Origin of the sequence: Akkermansia massiliensis, assembly GCF_018847375.1 — a bacterium.
GTDB lineage: Bacteria > Verrucomicrobiota > Verrucomicrobiia > Verrucomicrobiales > Akkermansiaceae > Akkermansia > Akkermansia massiliensis.
Genome location: NZ_CP072036.1, coordinates 1,998,766 through 2,023,702, shown reverse-complemented (window position 1 = coordinate 2,023,702; position 24,937 = coordinate 1,998,766). Strand labels below are relative to the sequence as shown.

The window sequence follows — 24,937 nt, the reverse complement described above, 5'->3', positions numbered from 1 at the left end:
GCCTTCTGATTAACTGACGTTTTCTTCCTTTAGAAGTTGTAGCGGTAGCCGATGCTTCCGTTGATGGAGCTGGAACCGCTGCGGATGTCCGCATTGCCGTCCACGAAGATGACGCCCTGGGTGCCTACGGGGACGCTCAGCCCCACACCGGCCTGGAAGGCCGTGCTTCCCACCTTGGCGCCGTACACCGGACGCGTGTAGGAGGGGTCCGCCAGGAAGCCCACATTGGCCTGCCCGCGGCGGTCGCCCATGTCCTGGGAGACGTTCACCCGGATTTCACCCAGCGCTTCACGCCCGAAGACGTTGGAGCCCATGAGGCCGGAGAGTCTGGCGCCCACGGCGACTGCGGCCGTGGTCAGTTCCTGGTCCTCCACCCTCAGCCCGGCATTTCCGGCGGAGCCGCTTTCACTGTAGCCGTCCATGCGCGTCGTCACGATGGAGGCGTTGAACAGGGGCTGGAGAATCACGCTCTTGTCTTCATTGAGGGCGATGTCGTACGCCAGCTCGTACATGGCGCCGAAGCCGGACCCGGTGGTACTGCCGTGGGCCTGGTAGGAGCCCGAGCCGTAATCCACCGTGCGCGTGAGTTTGGCATCATTCCAGCCGCCCGTCAGGATAAGCAGGTGGGACCATTTGCGGGACTGGTACCGGGCGAACAGGTTGACGTAGTAGCTGTCCAGGTCACCGTCCGCGGTATCCGCCGCATTCGCCGTGAGGCTTCCGTAGTTGGCCGTGAAGGCCGCGCCAGCGGTGAAGTTGTCGTTGATGTCCACGTCCATGCCTACCGTTCCGCCCCAGGTGGTGAGCTCATAGCCGCTTTCATCCCCCTTGGTGTCCAGCTTGGCATAAGACCCGGTGCCCTGCATCCACATGTGGAAGTACGGCATGTCCTCATGGACGTACGCGGGGTTCACGCCCATCTGCGCCACGCGGTTGCGGATCCAGCCCATCTGGTCGCGCAGGGAGTCACGCTGGGCGATGCCCAGGCTGGTGACCGTGCTGCCCGCGGCGGCGGCCAGCTTGCGGGCCGCGCCGGAGTAGTCGCCCGCGTTCTGGGAGAGCAGAACGGAGGTGTAGAAGTCGCGCAGGGTGGTGCCTTCCTCCATATGGTAGCGGGAGTTCCACAGCAGGTCCGCCCCGGTGGCCGCGTTCCGCGTCAGGGAGGAGTCACGGAAGATGTTTTCCGTGCGCGCCGTGCCGGTGAGGATGATGGCCGTCATGCTGTCATTCGTGGTCAGAGACAGGTTTTCATACAGGGAGCTGAGGATCATGTCCTGGAGGGTGACGTTGTCGCCCAGGGATACCAGCGCGCCGTCCGTCGTCTTGAACAGTTCCATGTTCAGCGTTTCCGTGCTCCCCGTCACCAGGGTGTCCAGGTTGCTCATGACGAGCGTGACTTCCCCCGTTCCGTCGCCCAGCGTAATGTTTCCGCTGGAGGTGACGAAGGGGTTCCCCAGGCCATCCACCGTGGTGGAGGACGTGGTGATGGTAACCGTGCTGTTCCCCGTCACGCTCAAGCCGTCCGTGCCAAGAGTCAACTGGGTCTTGGGAGCGTCCGCACTGCCGATGTTGAGCGTGCCTCCGTTCACTGTAATGCCCTTGTAGGCAGCCTGGGCGGGATTGCCGCCTTCCGCAGCCGCGCCGGCCAGGGTCAGCGCGCCGCCGTCGCTCACGTTCAGGTTGTAGCCGGCATTGCCCGCACCCTTGATGGTCTGCACGCTGCCGTTGCCGGATTTGACGTTGAGCGTTCCGGATGCGCCGTCCAGCGTACCGGTGAAGGTATGGGAGGCGGAGGAGTCCACCGTCATTTCCGCACCGCTCAGCTTCAGGGCGCCCCCGCCCGTCAGGCCGGAGACCGTGTTCACGGAGCCGGCCGCGGTGGAAAGCGCGGAACCTTCCCGGATGTCCAGCAGAACGCCGTCCAGGGAGGAGCCGTTGCCCAGCGTCAGGGAGGAGTCCGTTCCCGTTCCTCCGAGAGTCAGCGTGCCGTCACCGGAAATGGTCACATCAGTCACATGGCTGCCGGCCTGCTGGCCGGTGAGGACCAGCTGGGCGCCGCGGCCCAGGTCCAGGGTTCCTCCACCCGTGCCGGAGGCCAGGTTTTCCACCGTCGTCACGCGGGAGGCGCCGTCATTCCTGCCGCCCAGCGTGATGTCTCCCCCGGCGAGCTCCAGCGTAGTGAGGCTGTTGCCCGTACCGTTCAGGACAATGTTCCCTTCCGTGGAGCTCAGCATGGAGTCATTTCCGGTGAAGCTGCCTTCCACGGTGAGGGTTTCCGCTCCTTTCTTGATAAAGTCCACATGGTCCCCGCTGATGGTGCCGCCGTAGCTGTTGCCTCCGGCGTCAACGTTCTGGATCAGGTCTACCACGGCATGGTTGGCGGCAGCGTCCGCCGCCGTATTCGTCACCACCAGAGCGCCATTGCTGCCGATCAGGTTGCTGACTTTCAGGCCGTCTCCGTTCCGGGAGGCTTCAGGAGCACCGTTCAGGCTTACATTGAGCGTGGTTCCGTTGATGCCCACGGCCTTGTAGGGATCCAGGGCGGCGTAGTCGCTGATGTTGGGGTTGTCCGAGTTGGGCGTGGTGTCCACGAGGTAGACGAGGTCCGTATTGCCGCTGACCATCAGCGTTCCGTCCGCGCCCAGGACTTCCGTCACGGCATAACCGAGGGAGGCCAGAAGCGGGGAGAAGGCTATCTGCTTGTAGTTGTCCACGGTCAGCGTTCCCGTCGTCAGCACCAGCCCTACGCCGTCGGCGGAATCCCGGTTGGCGGAGAGCAGGTCCAGGACGCCCTGGTTGCTGAGGTTGATGGTCGTGTTGGCGGCGGAGAGCGTCAGGCTGTCCGCATCAATGACGCCCTGCCCGGTTGTTCCGCCCGCGGTAAGGCTGCCGGAATCCAGTTTCAGCGTCACCGTCTTTCCCGTCATGTCCAGGCCGCCGGAGATGCCGGTGAGCCGGGAGTATTCTTCCATGACGATGGAGCCGACCATGGAGCCGGACAGACCGCCCAGATTGATGGTGTTCAGGGCGCCCTGCGTTCCGGCGGAAGCGGCCACTTCCACGTTTCCGGTGGTTTTAGCTCCCGCGTTTGCCAGGCTTCCCTTCGTGATCAGGATGGCGTTGGCCGCATTCTGGGAGGCCAGGTCAAGAATCCCGTTGTTGACGGTGACCCGCCCGGACCCCAGGGAGTCGGCCCCCGCGAGGGTGACGGTGCCCGTTCCGGAGAGCGTAGTGGAACCGGTGAACCCGGTGTTGCCGGCCGCCAGCGTTATATTCCCCGTGGTGTCGACGACCAGGGAACCGGCTCCGGAGAGGGCCCCGGCCCAGGCGCTCCCGTCACCCAGCCGCGCCGTAGCGCCGCCCGCAATGGAGAGGGTGCCCAGGAAGGTGTTCGCTCCGGTGAGCTCCAGCGTTCCGGCGTTTACGGATACCGTGCTGCCGGCCGTGCCGCTGATGACGCCGCCGTAGGAGAAGTCGCGGGCAAAGGCCAGCGTGGAGTTGTTCTGGATGTCAATGCTGTCCCCCAGCTTGGTCACATTGGCGGAGTTCACCGTAACCGTGCCGCGGTGCACCTTGAGCTGTCCGTCCAGATTGACGCCGCCCGTGAGGGTGATGTTGCCCGCACCCTGGGTGGAGAACGCCGTGCCGCTCAGATCTCCGCTGAGGGTGAAGTCCTTGGTGGCGAAGACCTGGTTGCCCGTAAAGACAATGTCATTGGCAAAGGCGCCCCCGGCCGTGCCGTTCCATTCCGCACGGACATTGGAGTCCGCCAGGTTCACGGTGCCGTCTGCTCCCATGGTCACGTTGTTCAATTGGAAGTAACCGGATGTCACGGACAGGGTTCCCTGGAATGCCGTGCTCATGTTCAGGACATTGGCTCCGTAGCTGGTTCCCAGGCCCACGGAAATGGTGCCGGTGCCGGAGGCATCCAGGTTCAGCGCCGTGTTGTCATTGGCGCCGCTGACCGTCAGCATGGAGCCGGCGGCCAGTTCCACGGTTTTTCCGTTGGCCAGGGCCTTGGCGGCGGTAGCCGTCACATTTTCACCCAGGATCAGGGAGCCGTCCGTCCACGTCATGTTGTCTGCAGTGAACGCCGTGGCAAAGGCGCCGGACGCCAGATTGAGGCTCCCGCCCTGAAGGTTGATCATGCCCATGCCCGGCTGGACGTCAGCCGTCGCCAGCGTGAGCGTACCGCCCGTAATGGTGACAGCCCCGGAACCGAGGGAGTTGGCCACCTGGGCCACCAGCTCGCCCTGCTGGAGGGAGATGGCTCCCGCCCAGCCCGTATTGTCCAGGTTCAGGGTCAGCTTGCCTTCGCCACGCTTGGTCAGCGTGCCCTGCGCAATTTTTCCGGTGCCGTCTGAGGCGAATACATAGTCGCTGCCCGCGGCGTTGTTCACCGTGATGGAGGCCGGATTCACCGCGCCGGACAGGGTGACGGTTCCCGCTCCGGAGCTGTTGAAGACCAAGTTCTGGCCGGCGGCCGTATCCGCAGAGCCGTCAATGCCCCACTGGGCTCCCGTGTTCGTGTCGCTCCAGGTCATGCCTTCCGTTCCCTGCCAGATCCAAACGTCCCCGGCGGAAGTCACCACCAACTTGAGGGTGGTGCCCGTCTGTTCGAGCGTGTAAATCAGCGTTTCGTCTCCGGTATAGCCGGCCCAGTTGAAGATGGCGCTGGCGGCATCAAGTCCGCTGGCAGCAGAAATCAGGGTGTATTCCCCGGCTTCCGTAATGCCTTCAAGGCCATTCAGGGTGAGGTTGAACGTACCGGCCCCGAAGGCCCCACCCACGCCGATGGAAGAGCTTATATCCAGGGTCAGCGTGGAACTGGCCGCCAGATTCAGGGCCCCGGCGGTCGTCATCCGCGTATTGGCCGCCATGGTGATGTTCCCCAGGGACGTGGCCCCTGCGGCAGTAAGGGCAAGGGTTCCACCCTGGATGTTCGTCAGCCCCGTGTAGCTGACCGTTCCGCCCAGCGTCAGGGTTTCATCGCTGACCTTGGTCAGGGAGAGGACTCCGGTGGTGTCATAGGAGATGGTGGTGGCTCCGTAGGCGATGGCAACGCCGTGGTCCGTGATGGTGCCGTTATACGTGCCGGAACCCACCGTCAGCGTACGCGCTCCCCCCACGGCGCCCACCTGGGAGTTGGCCGTGCCGTCCAGGGAGGCGATTTCAATATCCCCCAGCACGCGCATGAAGGCGAATCCCGTGGTATCCGTGCCGGACGTGAGGGTGACCCCGCCCTGCGCCATGGAGGTGCGCATGTCAAGCCCCGTGCTGTACCCGTTGGCGGCGTTCATGGTGATCATGCCGGTAAATCCGGAGGCGTCACCGCCGATGATGAGCTTGCCGTTGGAGTTGTACCTGCCGTCGCCCCCTCCGCGGCTGTAGGTCAGGGAGCCTGCGCCTGTAAGCGTTCCGGTGAAGCCCATTTCCTTGGCCCAGTTGTCCCGGCCCACCAGGGTGGCCGCCCCGTTGACGGTAACGGTTCCCGTAAAGTTATGCTGGTAATTGGTGGCGTTTGCCTGGGAGGCGTCCACCCATTTCAGGGAGACCGCGTCAGATGCGGCCGTGCCCAGAATCAGATCGGAACCGATGGTGTGGTGGGCGCTGTTGCCCGCAATGATCAGGGACGTGCCGTTCTGCAGGGTGACGGAGGAACCGGCGCTGCCCCAATTGATGGCAGTGGAGCCGCCCCCTATCTGGACGTTGCCTTCCTGCACGATCAGGTGGCCGGAGTTGGCCCCCGTCAATTTCAGCAGCCCCGTACCGGTTTTCCGGACGGAGCCGGCTCCCGTGATGTTATTGCCGAAGGTAAGGTCTGAAGGCGTTACCAGATTAATGAATGAGTTGGTATCCGCGGCAAGGGAGAACGCCGGGTTGGTCACGGTTCCCAGATTCACCGTGACCGTCGCGCCGTTGGCCGCTCCCAGGGAGGAACCCGCGCCCCAGGTGATGCCCGTGGCCGGCAGGTCCGTATCATACCCGAACGCCAGAACGCCCTGGTTCACGGCTACGGTGGTTCCCGTACCGAGGATGGAAGCGGAGCCCAGCACCAGGGTTCCCGTGCCTTCCTTGGTAACGGCGGTATTGGCAATTACTCCGGTTCCCGCCAGCTCATAGCGGGTGGTGGTGTTGCGGACCAGCATGGAGCCGGGGGAAACCTCGGAATCAAGCTGCACCGCGGAGGTGGCGACTCCGGCCTGGTCTGCAAAGGAAACCGCCAGGCCGTCCGCATACGTGGCGGGCGTGCCGCCGTCCGTCCAGATGTTTTCCGCGCTCCAGACCCCGTTTTCACCGCCCGCCCACAGCAGGAGGGTTTCCGCCGTGTAAACCAGGTCCCTGCCATTGTTGGAAAGGGTGATGGTTCCCGCCACGCCGTCCGCAAAGACGGCCTTGATGGAAGAGATGTTGGTCAGTCCGGTGGTGGAGAGCACGGACATGCCGTCCGTCAAGGCGCCAAACCCGGTAAGGTCCAGATTCAATTCCCCTTCCGCGGAAAGGGCGAACGTGCCATTCACGTTGATTCCCGTTCCGGCGCCTCCCGCCAGGGCCAGCGTGCTGGAGCCGTCCACGTTCAGGTTCCCCGTAAAGAAGGAGTTCTGGAACATGGTCACAATGTCGAAGCCGGTAATGACCGTATTGGAGAAGGAGATGGCCTGGTCCGCCGTATTGCCGTAACCGCCCAGAAGCAGGGAGGAGGTGCCCCCTACCGTGCCTTCCGACACATTCAGCGTGCTGCCCGCTCGGAACACGGCTTTTTTAACGGTGAGGGTGGCGTTCCCGTTCACGGCGGACCTTGCTCCGCCGCCGCCCGCATAAAGGGCTCCCGTATAGGCGCCGCCATCCAGCGTCAGGTTGGAATTGCCTCTGACCGTGGAAGTTCCGGCAGTGCCGTAGCCGCCGCCGTAAATGGCCCCGGTAAAGACGGCGTCACTGGCGGCAGTGATGCTGACGTTGGAGTCCCCGTTGATCGTATATGTTCCGGAGCTGCCCGAGTAGGAACCGCCCACGATGCTCTTGACGAAGGTGCCGGAGGCAGTCCCCAGGTCAATCGTCACATTGGTGCTTCCGGTGATGGCGGCGCTGGAAGTGGAGTTGGCTTCATAGGCGCTGCCGCCGATGATGAAGCCCCTGGCTACGGAATTGAGCGAGACGGTTTCATCCGTCACGCTCTGCATGCTGCGCACCACGACAAAGGTGCTGCCGTCAATGTTGTTGGTGGAGTTGTGGGCCGCGGTGCCGCCGCCTATCACGCTCCCCTTGACCACGGCATTTCCGTCCACGGACACGTAAACGTTCCCCGTAATGCCGGCAGCCTGGCCGTCCTTGTAGTTGCCGCCCACCACCCAGTTGACGGAGGTATCCCCCTGAATCTGGGTATGGACGTCACCCGTGATGTTCCACTTGCCGGTGCCGCTCCAGTTGTTGGCATAACTGCCGCCGATGATCAGGCCGTAATTGCCCCCGAGCACATCCGTCCAGATGCCGGTAGTGATCTCCGTGGCCGTTGCATTGGTTGCAGTGTTGTAATAGCCGCCTGCCAGGGTCACTCCCGTCAGGTCACCCGTTCCGGTCACGACGTTCACGGAGCCGAAGCCCTCCTGCATGGACGCGGCGCGAATGTTGTACAGGGCCAGCGTCTGCTGGTCCGCCAGTGTTCCGGCGCCGGAGGTGGGGGCGTTTTCCAGCCTCCAGGCGGAATCCCATGCGGTATCATACGCGCCGGATCCCGTGAAGGTAATAACCGTTTTCCCGTCAACGGTGGTGATGGTGTACAGGGACTCGTCAATATCCGCCAGCGTGAACCCCGTCCCCAGGTCAACGCCCAGATTGTAGGAGGTATTCACCAGGGCTTCGGAACCGAACAGGTCCTGGAATTCCTGGAAACCGGAAAAATCAATCAGGCCGGAAGTCAGCGTCACGTTCTGAAGCACGCTGCCCACATTGTCCATGGAGGTGTAGTACAGGCGTCCGCCGTCCACCGTTACATTGCCCGTAATGGTTCCGGAACCGTTGGCGAGGATGCCCATCGTTTCCCCCACTGTGAAGGCGTCCTGGAAATTCATGGTGCCCGCGGAGGCGGAGATGGTTCCATTCCCCGTCAGTCCCGTCACATTCATGGTTCCATTGCCTGCATCCAGCCTGCCTCCCGCAAGCGCGGCGCTGATGGCGCCGGTCTTGGAAAGTACGGCGCCGGAATTGACGGTGTAGGTGCCTGTAAGCGCTACGTTCTCGGACAGATGCACCCAGCCTGACTGGGCTACAAAGTTGCCTGCCCCGGTGATGGAGTTGTCAATGACGTCCGCCGCTTCTCCCGCCGTACCGTAATAAGTGAGGTACTGGCTGCCGGAGGAAGTGGTTACGGCGGCAGTGCCGAGGGAACCGGAAGCGTTGATGCCCAGGGAAGTGGAGTTGCGGGTGATGGCGATGGTCCCGCCAATCTGGTTTTCCGTGCCGGTCAGGGTGTAATAAGTGTATTCGCTATCGGCCCCGCTGATGGAAAAGCCGGAGGCGGCCGTAAGCACGCCCGTGAATTTGATGTTCTTGCCGTACTGGGTAGTGAGGTTCACTCCGGTGCCGAACGTGGCTGCCCCGGAGAAGGTAAAGCCATCCCCATTGATGGAAGTGGCGTCATAGTTATAATATCCGGAAACGGCGGGGCCGTCCTGCACGGTGAGCGTTGTGCCGTCCCCCATGACCAGCTTCTGTGACCAGTTGACATTGCCGGAAAACAGGGAAAGCGTTCCGCTGCTGATTTTAAGAGTGGCATCCGCGGAAGCGGCAGGGGTCAGAGCCACGGTCTTGTCGGAATTGCCCAGGGTGAACGTGCCGCCCCCCGTGTAATCAACCGTCACGGTGCCGCCGAAGCTTCCGCCGTAGGAGGAAGAATCCCCGGTGATGGTCAGCGTGGTTCCCTCCCCGGTAATCAGGGCGGCGGTGTTGTTGTGCTCCAGCTTGCTGATGGAGGTGTTCACGCCCGCTTGCAGGACGGAAGCTCCGGTCGTATACCCGTAGCCGCCCAGCTTGATGGTGGCGTTCTGGGCTGCCAGCGCGTGGTTGAGGTTCAGGATGTTGTTCTGCGTCCCCCCCGTCGTGTTGGAATAGAGGGAAATAATGCCGTTGAAGGTGCCCGCCCCGTTCAGGGTCAGGGTGGAGAGGGCCGTTCTTCCGTTGGCGACGCGGTTTACCGTCAGCACGGCTTCCGGAGCGTCTCCATTCAAATTGGTGATGGTGGCCGTGCCGGCTCCGGCAAAATTCAAGGTGGTGGAAGCCGTGACAGTGCCCACTTCATAGGCGGAAGTACCCCCCCGCCGCTACGTTAACCTGCGTTCCGTTAAAAGCAACGTCCGCCGCATAAGCCTGTGATACAGTTATTAAAAGACCAGAGACTCCTGCAAAAGTGGCAGTTCCAAGTGTTACTCCTGAGAAGGAAGTCATCAGGGCAGCCAGCAGATTCAAGGGAAGGTGCAATTTCATGTAACGTTTGACAATTAAGGGTTTATAAATCATAAAAGAACCTTTCCCACAACACGGCAAGGGGAATATGATTGTGAATATAAATAAGGAATTCGCAATCCGCTGTCAAAGGAAAAGAGTCAGTTGCAACGGTTTTCTAACAGTACAGAAATATTCCCATTGACAAAATTTTCCAAGTTCGCTCTGAATGGATTATTTTGGAAATAGATAATTCATTGCTCGTTAAACGTTATTCAATAATTGAATTTTGAATAATAGGTGAATATGGAGACAGCGGATTGCGAATCCGCATTTGCCCTTTTAATGGCAGGATAAAATAAAAAGATGCCCTGCAACAGGTTATGAAGGAATCTGCTTGGAGATTGAGGAAGAATGACTGGATATGCCTCTGGTCCATTTTCCAAAATTTCCCACTCTCGCAGTTTTGTAAAGCGTCTGAGCAGAACTCCGGGGCACGGCTCCGCACGAACGGACCGCTGAACCGGCGTCCGTTGAAACACAGGAAGAGTGAACGGATCCGGAAGAGAAACGGACTTGCAAGGCCGAGCCCCCTTGTTCCCGGGAGAACGGCCATCAGATAGCTTGGAGGACTCCATGGCTTGAACGCGTTTTCCCGGCTTTATCAATCAATCTCCTCCAAGCACAACAGAGGAATTCCATCTGTTTATTCCTTCCGGGGTCCTATGATTATTTTCTCCTTTTCCGGCATGTGACGGATTTCTAATCCGATGTCAATCCTACTACAATGATAGGGAATTATTTTAAGACAAATTCCTCTTCTGAAATAGAGCGCTGAGCGAAACCCCTTCATCTTTCAGAACCCCATGCTTCATTCTTTTCTTTTTTGCCGCGGCAAATTTCTTAATGCCCCAAAAATACTTAATCACATAGAAATACATAGTTTTCCAACAATCAATCCTGTTACCCGATATTTCTCAAATGGTACCTGCTTGAGTTTCTTCCTGCGGCTGAAGAAAAATACGGATTAGAAATCCGCTATTTAGTTCTGCTCTTTGCCATAAGGCTATATTTATTCTTATTATTGATCATGAAACCCATCCTTCCTTTGTTGCTGCGCCGCAGCCTCCTGGCCTCTCTGCTGGTTCCCATTATTTCCCTGTCCTTCTCCGCCTCCGCGGCGGACTTCATGGTAGACGCATCTCAATATTCCGATCCAAACAATAACATATACTCCACCCTGGAGGAACTGGTCTCCTCCGTCGCCCTAGTTGCCGGGGATACGGTGATTCTGAACAACGATGACGCCTCCCTGACTACCGGTCTAACCGTTCCTGTCAACTTCCGCTCCGCTGATCCGGCTGCACTCTGTGCCGTAGACTTATCCGGCCTGGGTAAGAATCCCTTGTACAACCTGGGAGCGGGAGAGTACACGCTGGAGATGGACTCCGTCATCTGGAGCAATGGCGCCGCAGGAGTGATACGCACAGCAGATGATAACGTATCTCTGGAAATCACCGGAGAGGTTCAATTTCTCAATAACCATGTTGATAATTCAAACAATAGTGCTTACGGAGGAGCTATTGATATGGAGGGAGACCATGCAACGCTGACCCTGGGGAACAACGCTACCTTCTCCAGGAATTATGCTTTCTCCTCCTCCAACTACTCCTCTTCCTCCTCCTCTGGCGGAGCGATTGCTATGAGTGGAGATTATACAACGGTGACTCTGGAGGACAACGCTACCTTCTCCGGGAATTATACTTTCTCCGACTCCACCTCCCACTTATCCAACTACCCCTCCACCTCCTTTGGCGGAGCAATTTACATGGAGGGAGACCATGCAACGCTGACCCTGGGGAGCAACGCTACCTTCTCCGGGAATTATACTTTCTCCAAGTCCGGCACCTACTCCACCGCCACCACCGCCACCTCCTCTGGCGGAGCGATTTATATGCGTGGAGACCATGCAATGCTGACGCTGGGGGACAACGCTACCTTCTCCGGGAATTATGCTTACTCAGACTCCTCCTCCAACTACTCCACCAACTACTCCAACTCCTCTGGCGGAGCGATTCATATGGAGGGAGACCATGCAACGCTGACCCTGGGAAACAATGTTACCTTCTCCGGGAATTATGCTTCCTCAGACTCCTACTCCATCTCCACCTCCTCTGGCGGAGCGATTTATATGCAGGGTGTTAACTCTTTCCTCACGATCTGTAACGGCGCCATCTTCACCAATAACTATTCCTCTACCTACGGTGGAGCCATTTACCTGCAAGGGATCACTACCGACAATTCCAGCCGCTTTCTGGCATTCACGCATGACGTGCTCTTCAGCGGCAACATGACCGGGGGAACGTTCACTCAACACAATGACGGCTCCTTCTCCGTGGTAAACGGCGTTGCCAACGCCATTCATGTAGACGGAACCAACCATCTCCAACTGGCCGCCGCCCAAGGAAAGGAGGTTCGCTTTAATGATCCGATCACCAGTGCGGCTTATTTTAGTTCTACGGAAAACGTCACCCTCTCTCTCAACCAGTACACGGATGATGACGGCATCTCCCACACTACGGATGGCACTGTCATCTTCAGCGGGGAACTCTACCAGGGAGACGACGCCCACCTCGTGGCCAGCCGCTACAGCGATTTCAAGGGACAAACCACCCTCTACGGCGGCTCCCTCATCCTGGAACACAATGTCGTCTTCGGCAATGCCGGCCTGCGGGACGATACCTCCATGACTCTGGAACACGGCACTCTGGAAATCACCGGGGGCAGCGTCATCAATGCCGCCTCCTTCTCCATCACCAACAATGACGTCGTCCTGCGCCCCGGAACCAGCGCCTTCATCAATGCCAAAAACGTGGATCTTTCCCGCGGCTTCGTCTTTGACATGCAGAAGCAGGCGCAGGAAGCCGCCTCCCTGGCAAACGCCACCGGACTTTCCATCTCCGCCACCGGTTCCTTCATCCTGGGCGGATCCATAGGCATCATGGACACGGGCACTACCGCGGACTACTTCTATGCAGACAATTCCTGGGCGCAGCAGCGCGCCTTCATTGTCCTGACGGATGCCAACCAGACCCACACGGATGACTTCTCCGGCGCCCATTCTCTGGCTACCGGGTCCGACCGGGTGGACAGCCCCTATGCCTACACGGGCTCCTGGAGCCACCAGTGGGTAGATGCGGATGGTGACGGCTTCCCGGAACAACTCCAACTGGTCTGGACTCCCGCCGAGGACTCCGCCATCCGGGACATCCTTCCGGAACTGGCAGGTACCCTGGCCATGAACTCCATGTGGTCCAGCGCCGCCAACGCGCTTGGGATGTCCCGGGCCGCCTTGGGCAACCTGGATGCCCAGCGCTTCATCACCGGGCCGGAAAACAACTACTGGGTCAAGGGCATGGGGGATTTCCTCAACCACGCCTCCGAGGGAGTACGGGACGGATTTGACTACCACGGCGGCGGCTATTCCGTGGGAGCGGACAGGAGAATCACTTCCCACGCTATCCTGGGCCTGGGCTTCGGAGACCTGTACGGCAAGATGCGCGGGCGCAGCTTTGCGGGAGATATTGACCAGCAGACGCGCATCGGCATGCTCTACGGCGGCTGGCACAAGGTTCTCAACAGGAAGAATACGTTGCTGGTGACGGGAACGGCAGGCTATGGCTGGACGGACAACAAGATGAATTCCTTCCACACGGGCGGCCGGTCCCACGGCAAGTGGACCAATGAAACCCTGTTTGGAACATTCACCGGGAAGTGGAGCCGCCGGGTAAACGAGACCGTTGCAATGGAGGTCATGCTGGGGCTGGAGTATACGGACGTGACGCAGGAGGCGTTTACGGAAACGGGCTGGGACGCGAGGCGCTTTGAAAAGGGGCGCCTGAAGAACCTGAGCGTACCGGTGGGAGTGGGCTTGACGCACCGCAGTGAGCTGAAAGACCGGGAATGGATCAACAGCGCGATGGTGAGCTACGTGCCGGACGTGTACCGCAGGAACCCAAGTGCGCAGGCGGAGCGGCTGCTCAACGGGTACCGCTGGGAAGCGGAAGGAACGTCTCCTGACCGGAACGGGGTGAGAGTGAACGTGAACAGCGCCCTGCAGTTGAACGCGCGCTGGAGGATGTATGCAGGGTACGAGTTTGAGGGAAGGAGCAAGGCCACGGCGCACCGGTTTAACGCCGGCGTCAGTTATGCCTATTGACAGAGCCTGATTGCAGGCGCCGGAAAACCGTCAAAATTACTTTATCTTTGACGGGCGGCCAGCAGCAAAGAGGCTGTGCAGTTATTCTGCACAGCCTCTTTTTAACGTTAACAGAAATGTTATTTTATTTTCCGGTCCATTTGCCCAGGAATTCCGCCGCATCCTTCCCTTCCGCAATGTGCCTGAGCAGGGCGCTGCCGAGGACGGCGGCGTCCGGACGGGCGTCTTCCGGCAGGGCGTCAAGCTGGTCCGGCGTCTGGAGGCCGAAGCCCAGTGCCAGAGGCACGTCAAATACGGCCCGGGCGCGGCGCATGGTTTCCGTGACGCTCTGCGTCAGGTCCACCTTTCCACCCGTGGTCCCCAGCACGGAAACCACGTAAACGAAGCCGGAGGTATGGGGCTTGTATTCCCGCATTCGTTCCACGGAGGTGTTGGGAGCCACCAGCGTGACGAGCGTCAGTCCGTGGGGGTCAAAGGCATCCCTGAAGATGCCGGATTCTTCCAGCGGCATGTCCGGAACGATGAAGCCGCTGACTCCGGCTTCCGCCGCATCCAGGGCAAGCCGTTCCAGCCCGTACTGGTAAAAGGGGTTCACGTACCCCATCAGCGCCAGTTTGGCGAAAAAGCGGCCCTTGCGGGCTTTCAGACCGTCCAGAATCCATTTCAGGCTTACGCCGCGGGCCAGCGCGTCCCGTGAGGCCTGTTCAATGAGAGGACCGTCCGCAACGGGGTCCGAGAAGGGAACGCCTATTTCAATGATGTCCGCCCCTGCTCCGTCAATCCGCTCCAGATGGGTCCAGAAGGATTCCTTGTCCGGAAATCCGGCGGTGATGAAGGGGATGACGGCGCGCCTGCCGAGGGAATGGGCGTGCTCCACGGCTTCCTGCAACGGTGATTTCTGCATGTTGTTCATGGAAAGATGCTGCTTAAAGGTTCAGATATTTTTTAACGATGCCCAGGTCCTTGTCTCCGCGGCCGGAGAGGTTCACCAGCACGTCACCCCCCGCGGGCAGCTCGTCCGCATGGTCCAGCACCCATGCCACGGCATGGGAGGATTCCAGGGCGGGGATGATGCCTTCCTCCTGCGTCAGGGTCTGGAAGGCGTTCAGCGCGGAGGCGTCACAGATGACGCCGTAATGCACCCGGCCGATTTCCGCCAGGTGGGAGTGCTCCGGCCCCACGCCGGGGTAGTCCAGCCCGGCGGAGATGGAGTGGGACGGCTGTATCTGCCCGTCTTGATCCTGTAAAAGCATGGTCACGTGGCCGTGCAGCACGCCGGGGCTGCCCAGGTTGATGGGTGCGGAGTTGTAACATCCGGGCTCCCCGGTGCCTCCGGCCTCCACGCCCACCAGGCGCACGCCTTCATCTTCCACAAAGGGGTGGAGCATGCCGATGGCGTTGGAACCGCCGCCCACGCATGCCACTACCACGTCCGGAAGCCTTCTGGCGCGTTCCAGCATCTGGGCCCGGGCCTCCGTGCCGATGACGGACTGGAGCTGCCTGACCAGCGTGGGGAACGGGTGGGGCCCCGCCGCCGTGCCGAAGCAGTACAGGGTGTCCTCCTGATGGGAAATCCAGTAGCGCAGGGCCTCGTTAATGGCGTCCTTCAGGGTGCGGGAACCGCTTTCTATCGGGAACACGCGGGCGCCAAGCAGTTTCATGCGCATGACGTTCATGGACTGGCGCTCCACGTCCTCCGCGCCCATGAAGATGGTGCAGTCCATCTTGAGCCGGGCCGCCGCCGTAGCCGTAGCCACGCCGTGCTGCCCCGCCCCGGTCTCCGCAATGAGGTGGGTTTTCCCCATCATCCTGGCCAGCAGGGCCTGCCCCAGCGCGTTATTGATCTTGTGCGCTCCGGTGTGCAGCAGGTCCTCCCGCTTCAGCCACAGGCGGAAGCCCAGCTTTTCCGAGAGATGGGGGCAGAACGTGAGGGGCGTTTCACGGCCCGCGTAGTTGACCAGCAGGTCCTGGAGCGCGTCCCGGTACTCGCGGGACGGCATGATGGTGGCCATGGCTTCCTCCAGCTCCATGAGCGGGGGGCGCAGCGCTTCCGGTACGAAGCGGCCGCCGAAGTTGCCGAAATATCCTTCTTTGTTCATGCGATATGGTAAGGGGTGTAGGAGATGAGTGATTTAAGGGCTGCCAGCAGCTTTTGCGGGCTTTTCTGGCCGGGGATGGCTTCCACGCCGGAGTTCAGGTCAATGCCGTTCGGGGTGCACTGCTCCAGCGCCTTGTTCAGGGAGGCGGAGGAAAGGCCGCCCGCCAGGAACCAGGGCCGGGGGGATTTGAGAGCCGCCAGGGCGTTCCAGTCCAGGGAGACGCCGTGGCCGCCGCCGTGGCTGCCCGCATCCAGCAGGAACCAGGCGCAGCTGTCCGCCCAGAGTTCCATTTCCTTCTGAAGGGCCGCCAGGGATTCATACCGGTCCGGCCACAGCACGCGGATCACCTTTTCCGGGCCTATGCGGCGGGCGCAGTCCAGGGACTGGGCGCCATGGAGCTGGGCGAATTCCAGCCGGGCCGTTTTCATGACGTCCATGATTTCCTCCGCGTTCTGGTTCACGAAGACTCCCACGCGGCGGATCAGCGCGGAGTCCAGGGCCGCGGCGCGTGACGGAGCAATATAACGCGGGCTTTTGGGATGAAAGATGAATCCGCAGAAATGGGCTCCCATCCCCATGGCGGTTGACAAATCGCTCTGGCGGGTAATCCCGCACACCTTGATTGCGAATGAATGCTTCTTCATGTTGTTTCTTCTAAAATTGCAGCCAGTTTTTCACCCGGCTTTCCGCCGTCCATCAGGGCAGTCCCCATCAGTACGGCCTGGAAGCCCGCTTCCGCGGCTTCCCTGAGATGCGCCCCGGCGCTCATGGCGCTGGCGGCGATCCACACCTCCCCCTCACGGCGGAGTTTCCCCATGTCCAGGCAGGCAGTCCTGTCCGTTTCAAGCGTATCCAGGTCACGGGCATTCACCTGGATGATGCGAGCGCCGGATTCCCTGGCAATTGCCAGGTCCGACTCGTCAAAAACCTCCACCACGGCATGCATGCCGTAGGCTTCCGCCTGTTCCCTCAGGATGCGGAGCGTCCGCGCGTCCGGCGTCAGGCGCACGATGAGCAGCAGGGCGGAAGCCGGGGTGGAGGCCGTCTCCATCACCTGGAGCTGGTGGAAGATGAAGTCCTTGCGGAGCAGCGGAAGCCCGGCGCGGCTCATGCGCTCCAGATACCCGATGCGGCCGCCAAAAAATTGTTCCTCCGTCAGCACGGAGATGCAGGAGGCGCCCGCCGCGGCATACTGTTCCGCCACTTCCTCCGGTTTCAGCCCGGTGGCGATGACGCCGCGCGACGGGGAGGACTGCTTGAACTCCGCAATGACGGCCACGGACTGCCCGGCGGGCGGCTCCGCGATGGCTTTCAGGAAGTCCGGCCTGTGCCCCTTCCACGGGTGCGGCAGCTCCCGGCGGGAGGCCATGTCCGTGAGCAGGGCTATTTCCTCCGCCTTGGCTTCCCTGAACCGGTCAAGCAGCATGAAGCGTTCTCCTTCCTACTCCGGCGCAGACGGCCTCACGGGCCTTCGCCATGCAGACGGCCAGGTCCATGTGGTCCTCCAGCAGGAACATGGCCACCCCCACATTGAGAATCACCATGTCCATCATGGCGCGCGGGCCTTTCCCCGCCAGAATGTCCTTCAGCACGGCCACGGCTTCCGATTTGGACCGAACGGCCAGGTCCTCCGGTTCGCAGGGCTGGATGCCGTAGTCCGCGGGGTCCAGGGTCATGGGCGTCAGCCTGCCGTTATGGACGATCATCATCTTGGTGGGTCCCAGCGGCGTCACCTCGTCATACCCTCCTGCGCCGTACACCACGGCGGCCCTGCGGATGTGGGACTGGCTGAGCGTCTCCGCCAGCAGTTCCACCAGCTCCGGACGGGCCACGCCCAGCAGGATGTGCGTGGGACGCGCCGGATTAATGAGGGGCCCCAGCAGGTTGAACAGGGTACGTATGCCCAGCTCCCTGCGGATGGGGCCCACATTGCGGAAGGCGGGATGGAAATTGGGCGCGAACAGGAAGGCGAAGTTCCGCTCGTCCAGCAGGCGCTGCACGTCCTCCGGAGCCACGTCCAGCGGGAAGCCCAGGCCTTCCAGGGCGTCCGCGGAGCCGCAGGAGGAGGACACGGCGCGGTTGCCGTGCTTCACCACCTTGTACCCCATTCCGGCCAGCGTCAGGGACGTGGCGGTGGAGCAGTTGAAAGAGCTGCGGCCGTCGCCGCCCGTGCCAACCACGTCTATGCAGTCCCCTTCCAGCCCTTCCACACGGTTGGCGCGGCCCAGGGCGATGCCGACGGCATGGGCCATCTCCAGCGGGGTCTCTCCCTTCATGCGCAGGCCCATCAGGAAGCAGCCCGCCTGGGCCGGGGTCATGCGGCCGTCCATGATGTCCGCAAAGCCCGCGGCGGCCATGTCCGCCGTCAGGTCCTGCCCGGCGGCCAGCGTGTCCAGAATGCGGTTGATGCGCTTTTCCTTCTGCCCTGCCGGAACGATGTTGTCCGGGAAGTTGCCCAGGAGCTGGAGGCCGTCCGGCGTCAGGATGGATTCCGGATGGAACTGGATGCCCACCCAGGGGCGGTCATTATAGCGCAGGGCCATGACTTCCCCTTCCGGCCCGCGGGAGGTGACGGTAAAACGGGGATTGGGCTCGTCCTCCTTGGACTGGACCACCAGGGAATGGTAGCGGCCCACGGTCATGGGGTTGGGAAGGCCGGTGAACAGCCCCGAACCGTCATGGATGATGTCCGAGCTCTTTCCGTGCATCACGTACGGAGCGCGGGAAACCTCCGCTCCGGCGAAGTAGCCCAGGAGCTGGTGCCCCAGGCATACGCCCAGCACGGGAACGGCGGCGGGGAGGCGTTTCAGGAACTCCAGGCACAGCCCGGCGTTGCGCGGATGGCTGGGGCCGGGGGAAATGCACACGGCCTCCAGCTCCGGGCTGGCCGCCAGGTCCAGAATGCGCGGATCGTCATTCGCGTACACCACGGGCTTGCGGCCCAGGGCGTAAAACGCCTGCACCAGATTCCACGAGAAGGAATCGTAATTATCAATGAACAGAAACATGGTCTTCTCCTTTCAAAATAACGTCAATAATCTTGCCCTTGTTCATGCACTCCTGCCATTCGGCGGCCGGGTCTGAATCGTACACAATGCCGGCGCCCGCCTGCCAGTGGATGCGGCCGTCCTTCACCCACATGCTGCGGATGGTGATGCCGGAATCCATGTGGACGCCGTTCCTGTCCAGCCCCAGCCAGCCGATGCAGCCGGCGTACGGCCCGCGCGGCAGGGGTTCCTCCTCCGCCAGGATTTCCATGGCCCGCACCTTGGGAGCGCCGCTGACCGTTCCGGCGGGGAAGGCCGCGCCGAGGATGTCCAGGGCGTCCAATCCGTCGTTCACCTGGGCGGTCACGCGGGAAGTCATGTGCATCACATGGGAAAAACGTTCAATCTCCATCAGGCGTTCCAGCTTCACGGAGCCGGGCTTGGCGACGCGGCCCAGGTCGTTGCGGCCCAGGTCCACCAGCATCACGTGTTCAGAGCACTCCTTCGGGTCCTTCAGCAGGTCGGCGGCCAGTGCGGAGTCTTCCTCATCGTCCCTGCCGCGCTTGCGCGTCCCGGCAATGGGGGAGAGCTGGAGCTTGCCGTCCGTGCACCGCACCATCAGTTCCGGGGAGGAGCCGAACAGCGTCACCTCCGGCAGACGCATGAAGAACATGTACGGGGAGGGATTGATGCTGCGCATGCGGCGGTACAGCGTGAAGGCGTCACCGTGGAACTCCGCGGAGGCCTGGGAGGAAAGCACCACCTGGATGGCTTCTCCGTCATGGAGCAGTTCCTTGATATGCTCCACGCCCTTCATGTAGCCCGCCTGGTCCGGCGTGCGGGAAACCTCCCCGACGGAAGGTTCTTCCGTCTCCTGAAGGGGCGCGTGGGACAGGTCCCGGTGTTCGCCCAGGCTGATCTGGGTGAGGCGGTTGTACAAATGGTCAAACACGATCACTGTGCCCGCCAATACCAGGCAGGATTCCGCGGAAGAGGGACTGATGGTCTGCGCCAGCTTGGGCTGGAACAGGGCGGCGGTTTCATACCCGAAGTAGCCGTACAGAGCCCGCGTGATGGGAGCCTGCCTCATGTCGTCCCCCACCAGTTCCAGACGCTGCATCAGGGAGCGCAGGCCGTCCAGGTAAGGCATGCCTTCCAGCTCCTTCAGGGAAGCGAGCCGGTCATCGCTGATGGAAAGGGAAAGCCTGGCGTCCACGCAGGAAACGGTCATCAGGTAATCGCAGGCGATGACGCTGTAGCGGCCCCATCTGCCATCCACCTCCGCGCTCTCCAGCAGAAGGCCGGGAGTTTGGTTCTGGGTCAGGCTCAGGAACAGGCTGATGGGCGTCTCCAAATCGGCGCTCAGCCGCCGGCTGCGCTGTTGGAGGGTGATGATGGATGGTGGTTGCATGGATGGATGATGGTGTAAGTTGAAAATAAAAAAACTGCTTTGACTCTCGGAGGAATCAAAGCAGTTCTTGAAAAACGGTCATAGCTGGATGCTACTACTGCACATCGGGATTCCCCCGTCCGGACATGGGTATACGCCACCAATAGCCGTTGCCATAATAACGGGTCGTGCTAAAAAAGGGCTGTCCAGTGCTGAATTGCATCTGCGCGTTTATTACTCCTCCCGCCCGGCGTTGTCAAAAAAACTTTCCGTCAATGGCGAAAAAAATCCACGGCGTCCTTCCTGCCGCCGGAAAAAAAGCCCGTGGATTCCACTGAATCCACGGGCCTTGAACATAATGACTGTCAACCTTTAGAACAGCGTCACGGCAATATTGACGCCGGCGGTGACGATGGCCACCATGCTCATGAGCTTGATCAGGATGTTCAGGGAGGGGCCGGACGTATCCTTGAAGGGGTCGCCCACGGTGTCGCCGATGACGGCGGCCTTATGGCTTTCCGATCCCTTGCCGCCCACGTGGCCCTGCTCAATGTACTTCTTGGCATTGTCCCATGCGCCGCCGGAGTTCGCCATGAACACGGCCAGTACGAAGCCGGAGGCCAGGCCGCCGGCCAGCAGCCCGAACACGCCGGGAACGCCGAACACGAGGCCCATGCAGATGGGGGTGATGACCGCCAGCACGGACGGCCAGATCATTTCATGCTGCGCGCCCGCCGTGGAGATTTCCACACAGCGCACGTAATCCGGTTCCGCTTCCCCGGTCAGGATGCCCTTGATTTCCTTGAACTGGCGGCGCACTTCCTTCACCATCTTCTCCGCGGCGCGGCCCACGGCGTTCATGGTCAGGCCGCAGAACAGGAAGGACATCATGGCGCCCACGAAAAGGCCCATGAGCACTTTCGGGTTCATCAGGGTCACCTGGAAGTAATTCATGAATTCAGGCAGCGTGCAGGAAGCTATCTTGGACACTTCCACGCTCACCGCGTCATTAATCTTGTACATGGTGTTTCCGGTGGCGTCCCCCCAATGCTGGATGGAAATCTTCAGCTCTTCAATGTAGGAGGCCAGCAGGGCCAGCGCGGTCAGCGCGGCGGAACCGATGGCGAAGCCCTTGCCCGTGGCGGCGGTCGTGTTGCCCAGGGCGTCCAGGGCGTCCGTGCGGCGGCGCACTTCCGGGTCCAGCTTGCTCATCTCCGCATTGCCACCGGCGTTGTCGGAAATGGGGCCGTAGGCGTCCGTCGCCAGGGTCAGGCCCAGGGTTGAAAGCATGCCGACAGCGGCAATGCCGATGCCGTACAGGCCCTTGCTCATTTCAGCGCCGGTGAAATGCCAGTCCCCGGAGGCCATGCCGTAGGCCAGCACGGTGCCCACGACGATGGTGATCACGGGAATGCAGGTGGAAATCATGCCGATGCCGATGCCGGAGATGATGACGGTGGCGGGCCCCGTCTTCGCGCTGTGGGCGATCTTGCGGCAGGGATAGGAGTCATGGGAGGTGTAATGCTCCGTGCTCTTCCCGATGATGATGCCCACCGCCAGGCCGGTGACGATGGCGCCCCAGATGCCCGCCCAGTTGTCCAGGCCGATGAGCTGGAGCAGGAAGGCGGAGGCGATGGCGATCAGGAAGGAGCTCAGGTTGATGCCGCGGTTCAGGGCGGCCATCAGCTCCGTCTGGGAAGCGCCGCGCTTTACGCGCACCGCATACACGCCCAGCAGGGAGAGAATGGTGCCGAGGGCGGCGATCAGCATGGGTGTGAGAACGGCCTTGATCGCCATTTCCGGCACGGCCATGTAAGCCGCGGCGCCAAGGGCCGCGGATGCCAGAATGGAACCGCAGTAGGACTCGTAAAGGTCCGCGCCCATGCCGGCCACGTCCCCCACGTTGTCGCCCACGTTATCCGCGATGGTGGCGGGATTGCGGGGGTCGTCCTCCGGAATGCCGGCTTCCACCTTCCCCACCAGGTCGGCCCCTACGTCCGCGGCCTTCGTGAAAATGCCGCCGCCCACGCGGGCGAACAGGGCCTGGAGGGAGGCCCCCATGCCGAAGGTCAGCATGGTGGTGGTGATGACGACCAGGCGCATGGAAAGCTCCATGTCTTCATAAAACCAGTCCAGCACCCAGTACCAGACGCCAATGTCAAGCATGGCAAGGCCCACGACGGTCAGGCCAAGCACGGCGCCCGAACGGAAGGCGATCTGCAGGCCGGCGTCCAGGGAGTGGCGGCAGGCGTTCGCCACGCGGCCGGAAGCGTATGTGGCCGTCTTCATGCCGATGTAGCCGGCCAGGCCGGAGAAAAAGCCGCCGGAAATGAACGCGAACGGCACCCAGGGATTCTGGATATGGAGGCAGTACGCCAGAAAAGCGAATACGACGGTAATCAGCACAAAGAAGATCGTGACGATCTTGTATTGCTGCCGCAGATAGGCCATGGCGCCGCTGCGAACGTGCTTGGCGATCATTTTCATGACCTCGTTCCCCTCATCCTGGGCTTTCATGCGGTAAAAAAAGACGGCCGCAAAAATGAGGGCCAGCACGGAAGCCGATGGGATGAGCCAAAATAAATCCTGGATGGTTATCATTGTCAGTACACTTTAAATTAAAGTGGTAGGAACATAACACCTGGTCCACTTTACTCCAAGAAAAAACCTCCGTTCGGAACGGAAAATTCACCTTCCTGCGGAAAGACCAGCACCGCAGGAAAATCCGGCGGATTCACGGAAGAAGCAAGTACCGCACCGATTAATCCAAATTGACTCCGGAGGTTCCGGAAGCGGCTGGGCCGCCCCTCTTTCCCCCTGCCTACTTCTTGTTACGGTTTTCTGCTGCCGGAAGCCCTGGAAAACGGCAAAAAACCGTGGTATTCCGCGCAATGTGCTCTCCTTGGCCAGCTATCTCCGGCAATTCTTGAAGCTGCCCTGATTCCGGGAAAACTGGATAAAAAGAAAAAGCAAACGCTCCCATTGGAAATAACAGCGCCTACCTGTCCGCCATTCCGTCAATGATGGAAAGCTCCTCCGCGGTGAACCGCGTATTTTCCAGGGCTTTCAGGCAATCCATGACTTGCTGGGGGCGGCTGGCGCCTATCAGGGCCGTGGTCACCACGGGGTCTCTCAACACCCAGGCCAGCGCCATCTGGGCGAGGCTCTGGCCGCGGCCCCGGGCCAGGGCAGCCAGGCTGCGAATTTTCTCCCCATGCTCCCGGACCCGTTCTTCCGTTAAAAAGACGGAGGAACCTGCCGCACGGGAATCCGCTGGAATTCCCTCCAGATAACGGTCCGTCAGCATTCCCTGGGCCAGGGGGGAAAAGGCGACGCACCCGGTGCCCGTTTCACGGATGGCCTGAAAAACGGACTCTTCCGGCTCCCGGTTGAACATGTTGTAACGGAGCTGGTGGACCAGGCACGGGACGCCGGCCTCCCTGAGCATGGCGCATATCTGCCTGGTTTGCTCTGCCGGGAATTTGGAAATACCGGCATACAAGGCCTTTCCGGACCGGACCGCCGTGACGAGGGCCCCCGCCGTCTCTTCCAGCGGAGTCTCCGAGTCATGCCGGTGCGCATAAAAAATATCCACGTAATCCAGCTTCATGCGGGAAAGGGACTGGTCCAGGCTGGCAAGCATATGCTTGCGGGAACCCCAGTCCCCGTACGGTCCGGCCCACATCAGGTGCCCCGCCTTGGTAGCGATGACAAGCTCGTCACGGAAACGGGACAAATCCTGCATGAAAATGCGGCCGAAGCATTCTTCCGCCGCGCCGGGAGGCGGCCCGTAATTGTTCGCCAGGTCAAAATACGTGATGCCGGCGTCAAACGCGCCATGGATAAGCTGCCGCGCATTCTCGAAATCGTCGGCAGCGCCGAAATTGTGCCAAAGCCCCAGGGAAACGGGAGGAAGCAGCAGCCCGCTGCGCCCGCAACGGCGATAGTCCAGATAACTGTAACGGCCGGGATCGGGGAGGTAACTCATCGGAAGGAAAAACGGGAGGGTTCACCGGGCATGGGACGTACGCTCATGCCGCACGCCGGAGCGCCATGCCTCCGTGCGGTATTTGGATGCCAGCAGCTCCGCCACCCTAGCGTTCATGCCGGGAAACAGCTCCGCTTCCACGCACAGGGAATGTCCGTCCGCCAGACGGGCGGCCAGCATTTCATCCCATCCGGCGGGAAGAAGGCAATTCTGGATGCTCCCCTGATGGAGAACGCCGCCGCGGACTCTTCTCTGGCCGCCACCGGCCAGCTTTTCCCCGCCGGGAAGTACTAAATCACTCGTCACGGGGCTGGCAAAACAGGCGCGGCCACCGTCCGGGGCGTCTCCGTCCAGCATCACGCACTCCACGCCGCAATCTCTCAAAACACGGGCCAAAGCCCCGTGAATCCATCGGTACAGGGTGGCGCTGGAAGGCCGTTCCTTCTCTCCCCGGCGGTGCATGGCCAAGGTAAAGGGGATGTCCTGCCGATGGTCCACAATTCCCCCTCCCGTCCAGCGGCGGACAAAATGGAGTTCCTCTCCCGGAAAAATGGCGCGTGCCGTGGCTTCCTCGTCAAAATAACCGTAGGTCACGGTCGGCTCCGCCCAGCGGTATGCACGCAGCACGGGCTTCTCTCCCCATTCCAGCAGGGCTTCATCCACGGCCATGGCTTCCTCCCCGCTTCTGGCGACCGGGTCGCGCCACAGCACCAGCTCCGGCAGAGGGGACAAATTGCCGACGACATTTGCGAAACCAGACATTTTGCAACTACAGTGTAAATAACGGCAGGACGCTCCGGGCGGGAAACGGCAGCG

Annotated in this window: 11 protein-coding genes; 1 reads left to right on the top strand and 10 read right to left on the bottom strand. The window is 61.1% G+C overall.

Features of this window, described 5'->3' with window-relative positions; genetic code table 11:
- Nucleotides 1-29: 29 nt before the first annotated feature.
- The gene (locus tag J5W70_RS08445; RefSeq protein WP_215841907.1) at nucleotides 30-9,290 is read right to left on the bottom strand and encodes a hypothetical protein; all 9,261 of its coding nucleotides are present in this window, start codon (nucleotides 9,288-9,290) and stop codon (nucleotides 30-32) included.
- Between the two features lie 1,238 nt (nucleotides 9,291-10,528).
- On the opposite strand from J5W70_RS08445, the gene J5W70_RS08440 reads away from it, so the two are divergent.
- Nucleotides 10,529-13,657, top strand: a complete 3,129-nt coding sequence (locus J5W70_RS08440; protein ID WP_022397243.1) for an autotransporter domain-containing protein — start codon at nucleotides 10,529-10,531, stop codon at nucleotides 13,655-13,657.
- A gap of 124 nt (nucleotides 13,658-13,781) precedes the next feature.
- On the opposite strand, the gene trpA is transcribed toward J5W70_RS08440, so the two are convergent.
- The 9 genes from trpA to J5W70_RS08395 all read right to left on the bottom strand — a co-directional run bounded on the left by trpA (nucleotide 13,782) and on the right by J5W70_RS08395 (nucleotide 24,883).
- Nucleotides 13,782-14,561, bottom strand: a complete 780-nt coding sequence (gene trpA, locus J5W70_RS08435) for a tryptophan synthase subunit alpha (protein ID WP_180970951.1) — start codon at nucleotides 14,559-14,561, stop codon at nucleotides 13,782-13,784.
- A 22-nt stretch (nucleotides 14,562-14,583) separates the two neighbouring features.
- A complete protein-coding gene (gene trpB / locus J5W70_RS08430) occupies nucleotides 14,584-15,756 on the bottom strand; it encodes a tryptophan synthase subunit beta (protein ID WP_022397245.1) in 1,173 nt (390 codons plus the stop codon).
- Complete coding sequence (locus J5W70_RS08425) at nucleotides 15,753-16,400, bottom strand: phosphoribosylanthranilate isomerase (RefSeq protein WP_022397246.1); 648 nt, start codon at nucleotides 16,398-16,400, stop codon at nucleotides 15,753-15,755. Before J5W70_RS08425 ends, trpB begins: the two co-directional genes overlap by 4 nt.
- On the bottom strand, nucleotides 16,397-17,182 hold the full coding sequence (locus J5W70_RS08420) for an indole-3-glycerol phosphate synthase TrpC (protein ID WP_022397247.1): 786 nt from the start codon (nucleotides 17,180-17,182) through the stop codon (nucleotides 16,397-16,399). The genes J5W70_RS08425 and J5W70_RS08420 overlap by 4 nt, the downstream gene beginning before the upstream one ends.
- Nucleotides 17,172-18,764 (bottom strand): anthranilate phosphoribosyltransferase, encoded by a 1,593-nt coding sequence (gene trpD, locus J5W70_RS08415; protein WP_022397248.1) that lies wholly within the window; start codon nucleotides 18,762-18,764, stop codon nucleotides 17,172-17,174. The genes J5W70_RS08420 and trpD overlap by 11 nt, the downstream gene beginning before the upstream one ends.
- A complete protein-coding gene (locus J5W70_RS08410; RefSeq protein WP_022397249.1) occupies nucleotides 18,748-20,154 on the bottom strand; it encodes an anthranilate synthase component I family protein in 1,407 nt (468 codons plus the stop codon). Before J5W70_RS08410 ends, trpD begins: the two co-directional genes overlap by 17 nt.
- 351 nt (nucleotides 20,155-20,505) lie before the next feature.
- Entirely contained in the window at nucleotides 20,506-22,734 is a 2,229-nt protein-coding gene (locus J5W70_RS08405) for a sodium-translocating pyrophosphatase (RefSeq protein WP_022397250.1), read from the bottom strand.
- 397 nt (nucleotides 22,735-23,131) lie between these two features.
- On the bottom strand, nucleotides 23,132-24,121 hold the full coding sequence (locus tag J5W70_RS08400; protein WP_022397251.1) for an aldo/keto reductase: 990 nt from the start codon (nucleotides 24,119-24,121) through the stop codon (nucleotides 23,132-23,134).
- Between the two features lie 21 nt (nucleotides 24,122-24,142).
- On the bottom strand, nucleotides 24,143-24,883 hold the full coding sequence (locus tag J5W70_RS08395; protein ID WP_022397252.1) for a lipoyl protein ligase domain-containing protein: 741 nt from the start codon (nucleotides 24,881-24,883) through the stop codon (nucleotides 24,143-24,145).
- Nucleotides 24,884-24,937: the final 54 nt, after the last annotated feature.

Excerpts from the sequence above, each read along its gene's own strand:
- J5W70_RS08440 (WP_022397243.1), top strand. The coding sequence starts at position 10,529 with ATGAAACCCATCCTTCCTTTGTTGCTGCGCCGCAGCCTCCTGGCCTCT.
- trpA (WP_180970951.1), bottom strand. The coding sequence starts at position 14,561 with ATGCAGAAATCACCGTTGCAGGAAGCCGTGGAGCACGCCCATTCCCTC.
- trpB (WP_022397245.1), bottom strand. The coding sequence starts at position 15,756 with ATGAACAAAGAAGGATATTTCGGCAACTTCGGCGGCCGCTTCGTACCG.
- J5W70_RS08425 (WP_022397246.1), bottom strand. The coding sequence starts at position 16,400 with ATGAAGAAGCATTCATTCGCAATCAAGGTGTGCGGGATTACCCGCCAG.
- J5W70_RS08420 (WP_022397247.1), bottom strand. The coding sequence starts at position 17,182 with ATGCTGCTTGACCGGTTCAGGGAAGCCAAGGCGGAGGAAATAGCCCTG.
- trpD (WP_022397248.1), bottom strand. The coding sequence starts at position 18,764 with ATGTTTCTGTTCATTGATAATTACGATTCCTTCTCGTGGAATCTGGTG.
- J5W70_RS08410 (WP_022397249.1), bottom strand. The coding sequence starts at position 20,154 with ATGCAACCACCATCCATCATCACCCTCCAACAGCGCAGCCGGCGGCTG.
- J5W70_RS08405 (WP_022397250.1), bottom strand. The coding sequence starts at position 22,734 with ATGATAACCATCCAGGATTTATTTTGGCTCATCCCATCGGCTTCCGTG.
- J5W70_RS08400 (WP_022397251.1), bottom strand. The coding sequence starts at position 24,121 with ATGAGTTACCTCCCCGATCCCGGCCGTTACAGTTATCTGGACTATCGC.
- J5W70_RS08395 (WP_022397252.1), bottom strand. The coding sequence starts at position 24,883 with ATGTCTGGTTTCGCAAATGTCGTCGGCAATTTGTCCCCTCTGCCGGAG.